The organism is Deltaproteobacteria bacterium (assembly GCA_022340465.1).
Taxonomy (GTDB): Bacteria; Desulfobacterota; Desulfobacteria; order Desulfobacterales; family B30-G6; genus JAJDNW01.
The window spans coordinates 1-4,467 of the sequence record JAJDNW010000156.1; the positions used below are offsets into that span (position 1 = coordinate 1).

Below are 4,467 nucleotides of genomic sequence, written 5' to 3' on the forward strand. Positions count from 1 at the left end.
ATGGAATAAATCAAGGCCTGACCCAGCCCGAGCAACTCTGCCTTCTCCGCGATGTCGCCCACATCGATGCCGCTGGTGTCCTGAAACCAGATAATGGGGACCCTGTCTCGACCGCAAAGAGTGACGAATTCATTTAATTTGATAAGGCCCTGGCGGTACAATTTGCCGCCGATACCGGGATAATCGGCATATTCAGGATAGTCTTCGCCCAAAAATCCCTGGCGGTTGCCGATGCACCCCATGAGGAATCCATCCACCTTGACGAGCCCTGTATAGACTTCAGGACCATAATCAGGTTTGAACTCGAGATGTTCACTGCCGTCCACCAGTCTGGCCAGCACCTCATCAAAACTGTACATCTGTTTCTGGTTGAAGGGAACCAGACGATACAGATCTTCAGCCGGAAACTTGGGCTTTTTGGGTTGGTCTACCCGGAAAAATTTGGGATGATAGGCTGGCATGTCCTTCATATAGTCCTTGACACCATCCAAAACTTCGGTCTCTGTATCATACACATACCTGAAAAAGCCGGTTTCATCAAAATGAATGGATGCCGAACCCGGAGGCGTTGCCTTGTACTGTTTGGCAGCCTGAATCAGCTGCTCCGCCCCCTCCAGGTCAAAGTAGCCTTTGGGGGACATACCGCTCAGGATACCGCCACCACCCACGGCGATGTTGCAGTCCTTGTGGGCAAACAGAATTGTCGGGCTGATCCCCTGATACCCTCCGCCTGCAGGGTTTGTACCGTAAATCGCCGCCAGAATCGGAATTCCGAGCTGTTCGAGCTCGGCATGACGGAAAAAAGTAGCCCCACCGCCCCTTCGATTTGCGTAGAACTTTTCCTGGGCGGTCAACTGAACACCGCTGCAATTGACCAGCCAAACCAGCGGAATGTTCAAGCGCTTTGAAAGATTGGTAACCCTTAAAATATTATCCGCCTGCCCGGGAATCCAAGCACCGGCATACAGCTTGTTGTCAAACCCCACCACCACCGCCCATTTGCCGGATATCTTCCCCAGACCATCAAAGACATTGGTGGTGCCTTCCTCGTTTTCCATGGGATTGTAAAAGGTATGCAGCGGACACCAGGTGCCCGGATCGATCAAATAATCAAGCCGTTGCCATACCGTCATCTGGCCGCGTGCATTGATCTTTTCCTCAGGCAGGCCGATGGTTTTGACCCTTTCAAATTCTTTGTCAAAACCTGCCTCTACTTCTTTGATTTTCTTTACATTCTCTTCGGTGCTGACGATATTGCCTTTGGACAGTTCCCGACCGAACGACGTCATTTTTTCAAAATAGGGTCTCATGATAGCTCCTCGTCTGATGAAGTATTCGTAGGCGTCAGAAAATAAATGATCTGTGAAAAACCTTTATCACGAAAACACAAAAAGACGAAAGCACGAAATGCAAAAAAAAACTCCCATGCAAAAATATTACAGGGGAGTTTTTTATCTGAATCGGGGTAAGATTCAGGGGGAAACTTACTTGCCTTTAAATGCCGGATCCCTTTTTTCCAGAAATGCGGCGACACCTTCCTGCTTGTCCTCAGTGCCGCATGAAAGCGCATGCAGATAAGATTCATGCGCCAGGCCTTGACTTAGCGATCCCTCGGCATAGCGCAGGACTGCTTCCTTGGCGTACTGTAAGGCCAGTTTTGGCCTTGCCGCAAGGGTCGTTGCCAACGCCTTGACTTCGTCCAACAACTGATCCGGCTCCACCACCTTGTTCACAAGCCCAATGGCCAGTGCTCGATCCGCCTTGATAGGGTCCCCAGTCAGAATGATCTCCATGGCGATCCCCATTCCCACCAGCCTCGGCAAACGCTGGGTTCCACCGGCACCCGGCATGATCCCAAGTTTCACCTCCGGCTGTCCCATGCGGGCTTTGGCCGAGGCCACCCGCATGGTGCATGCCATGGCCAACTCAAGGCCCGTTCCCAATGCCCAACCGTTGATGGCGGCAATGGACGGTATTTCCAGCTGCTCGATGCGCGTGTACACTTCCTGCCGGCGTCGCGTTTCGGATCGCCCCAGCAGGCTGTTGCGCGCTTTCACTTCCATGATATCGGCACCAGCCACAAAAGCTTTCTCTCCGGCGCCGGTTAAAATCATCACCCGAATATCCGGATCCTGCTCGATCTTCGAAAGCGCATCATCAAGCTCCTCCACCGTGGCATTGTTCACGGCGTTCATCTTATCCGGACGGTTGATGGTTACATAGGCAAATCCATCTTCTATCGTAAGCAATATATTTTCATACATCATTTGTCTCCGTAATCGTAAAAGCCTTTACCGGTCTTTCGACCGAGATTTCCTGCATCGATCATCTCGTCCAGCAGTTTGGGATGCGCATAGCGGGGATCGTCCAGTTCCCTGCGCAGCGTCTGCATCTTGGCACGGTGAATGTCCAGACCGATCATGTCGATCAGCTGCAGCGGTCCCATGGGATGATTCGCTCCCAGCTTCATGGCCTTGTCGATATCCGCTGCATCCGCCACCCCGGAGTCCACCAGCCAGGTCGCCTCGTTCAGCAGCTGACCCAGAATCCGGCTCACAATACCTGCCGGCGCCTCGTTCTTGCACACCACCGGGTCCTTGCCCAGCTGTCTGGCAAATGCCGCTGCCCGCTCCAGCGTCTCCGCCGATGTCTGCTTCCCCGGCATGATCTCCACCAGCTTCATGATCGTCGGCGGATTGAAAAAGTGCATCTGCACCACCTTGTCCGGCCGCTTCGTGGCATTCGCCATGGCCGAGATGGACAACGATGTCGTGTTCGTGGCCAGGATCGTCTCCGGTTTTGCCCGTTCGTCCAGCTCCGCAAACACTTTCTTCTTGATGTCCAGGTTCTCCACCACGCTCTCGATGACGATGTCCGCATCCGCGGCCGGAGAAAGATCACCGGCGGCCGTCATGCGCGACAACACATCCTGCTTGTCCGCCTCCGTGATCTTGCCCTTGGCGATCCGACCGTCCAAACCCTTGGTGATCTTGGCCAGCGCCCCCTCGGACAACTCCAGGCTGATATCCGTCAGTACGGCTTCCATGCCCTGCTGCGCACACAACTGCGCAATCCCCGCACCCATGGTGCCCGCACCAATTACGAGTACTTTGTTGACTGCCATCTTTCGTCCTCCTTTGTATAGGTCCTATCGGTCCTATTTTCCCTAGTTCAAACGCTCCACCACCAGTGCCACACCGTTTCCACCGCCGATACAGGCACTCACGATACCGAACTGTTTGTCACGGTCTTTCAGCGCATACAACAGCGACGTCAATATCTTGGACCCTGTGGCCGCCACCGGATGGCCCATGGCAATAGCGCCACCGTTCACGTTCACCTTGCTCCGGTCGATCCCCAAAATCCGCTCGCACGCAATATACTGCGCTGCAAAGGCCTCGTTCAGCTCGATCAGATCCATGTCCTCAAGCGTCATGCCCGCCATCTTCAATGCCGCCGGCATCGCTTTGGTGGGTGACAGTCCGAACTTCTTGGGTTCATACCCCACAAACGCATACCCCTTCACCAGCGCAAAGGGCTTCAACCCCATGGCCGACGCTTTCTCGCGATCCATCAATACCTGTGCCGCTGCTGCATCGCATAAAGCACAGGCATTCCCCGCCGTCACCGTGCCGCCCTTGGTAAACACGGCCGGCAGCTTGGCCAAAGACTCGGCTGTCACGCCTGCACGATAGATCTCTTCATCCTTGAATACCGTGACCTTGCCTTTACGTCCAGGCACCTCGATGGGAATGATCTCTTCTTCAAACTTGCCCGCCTTTACCGCCGCCTCGGTCTTGTTGTGACAATCCGCTGCAAATTCATCCTGCTCTTCCCGCGTAATCCCCAGCTCCGCAGCATAGACGTCCGTCAATTCCCCCATCAGCCCGCCGCCCAATGGACACTGAAAACCGTCGTGGTGCAAAAGATCCACCACCTCGCCCTTGCCCATGCGGTACCCCCAGCGGGCCTTGAGCAATCCATACGGTACCTGGTTCGAACTCTCCGTGCCCCCTACCAGCACCGTGTCCACATCCTCCGCCTTGATGGCCTGCGACCCCATGATCAATGCCTGGATGCTCGACCCGCAGCGTACGTTCACCGATACCGCCGGCGAATCCACCGGTACGCCGCCGTTCACCGCCGTCATCCGCGCAGGGTTCGGACCCACGCCCGCCTGCCACGCACTGCCGAATATCGTCTGTTCGATCTCGGATGGCTCGATCCCCGACCGCTTGATCGTCTCCCGTACCACCACCGCGCCAAACTGCGGCGCTGTCATATTCTGCAACGACCCGCCATACTTGCCGCCCGCTGTTCTTCCCGATCCCAAAATCACCACTTCTCTCATGCGCTTTACCTCCATTATTAGTGTTTGGTGTTTGCTATTTTGTGTTTGGTGTTTTGTTTGAACCATGCGCTGATGTCAGATCCCAAACACGAAACACTAAATACAAAACACTGCTG

Annotated in this window: 4 protein-coding genes; all 4 read right to left on the minus strand. The window is 54.8% G+C overall.

The window, feature by feature from the left end; genetic code table 11:
* Positions 1-1,310: glutaconyl-CoA decarboxylase subunit alpha (locus tag LJE94_19120; protein MCG6912209.1), on the minus strand; the 1,310-nt coding region annotated here is incomplete at its 3' end.
* A gap of 174 nt (positions 1,311-1,484) precedes the next feature.
* Positions 1,485-2,267: an enoyl-CoA hydratase/isomerase family protein gene (locus LJE94_19125; GenBank protein MCG6912210.1), complete on the minus strand. Its 783-nt coding sequence runs from the start codon at positions 2,265-2,267 to the stop codon at positions 1,485-1,487.
* Entirely contained in the window at positions 2,264-3,124 is an 861-nt protein-coding gene (locus LJE94_19130) for a 3-hydroxybutyryl-CoA dehydrogenase (protein ID MCG6912211.1), read from the minus strand. The genes LJE94_19125 and LJE94_19130 overlap by 4 nt, the downstream gene beginning before the upstream one ends.
* A 42-nt stretch (positions 3,125-3,166) precedes the next feature.
* Positions 3,167-4,351 carry an acetyl-CoA C-acyltransferase gene (locus LJE94_19135; GenBank protein MCG6912212.1) on the minus strand — a complete coding sequence of 395 codons (1,185 nt, stop codon included), beginning with the start codon at positions 4,349-4,351 and terminating at the stop codon, positions 3,167-3,169.
* Positions 4,352-4,467: the final 116 nt, after the last annotated feature.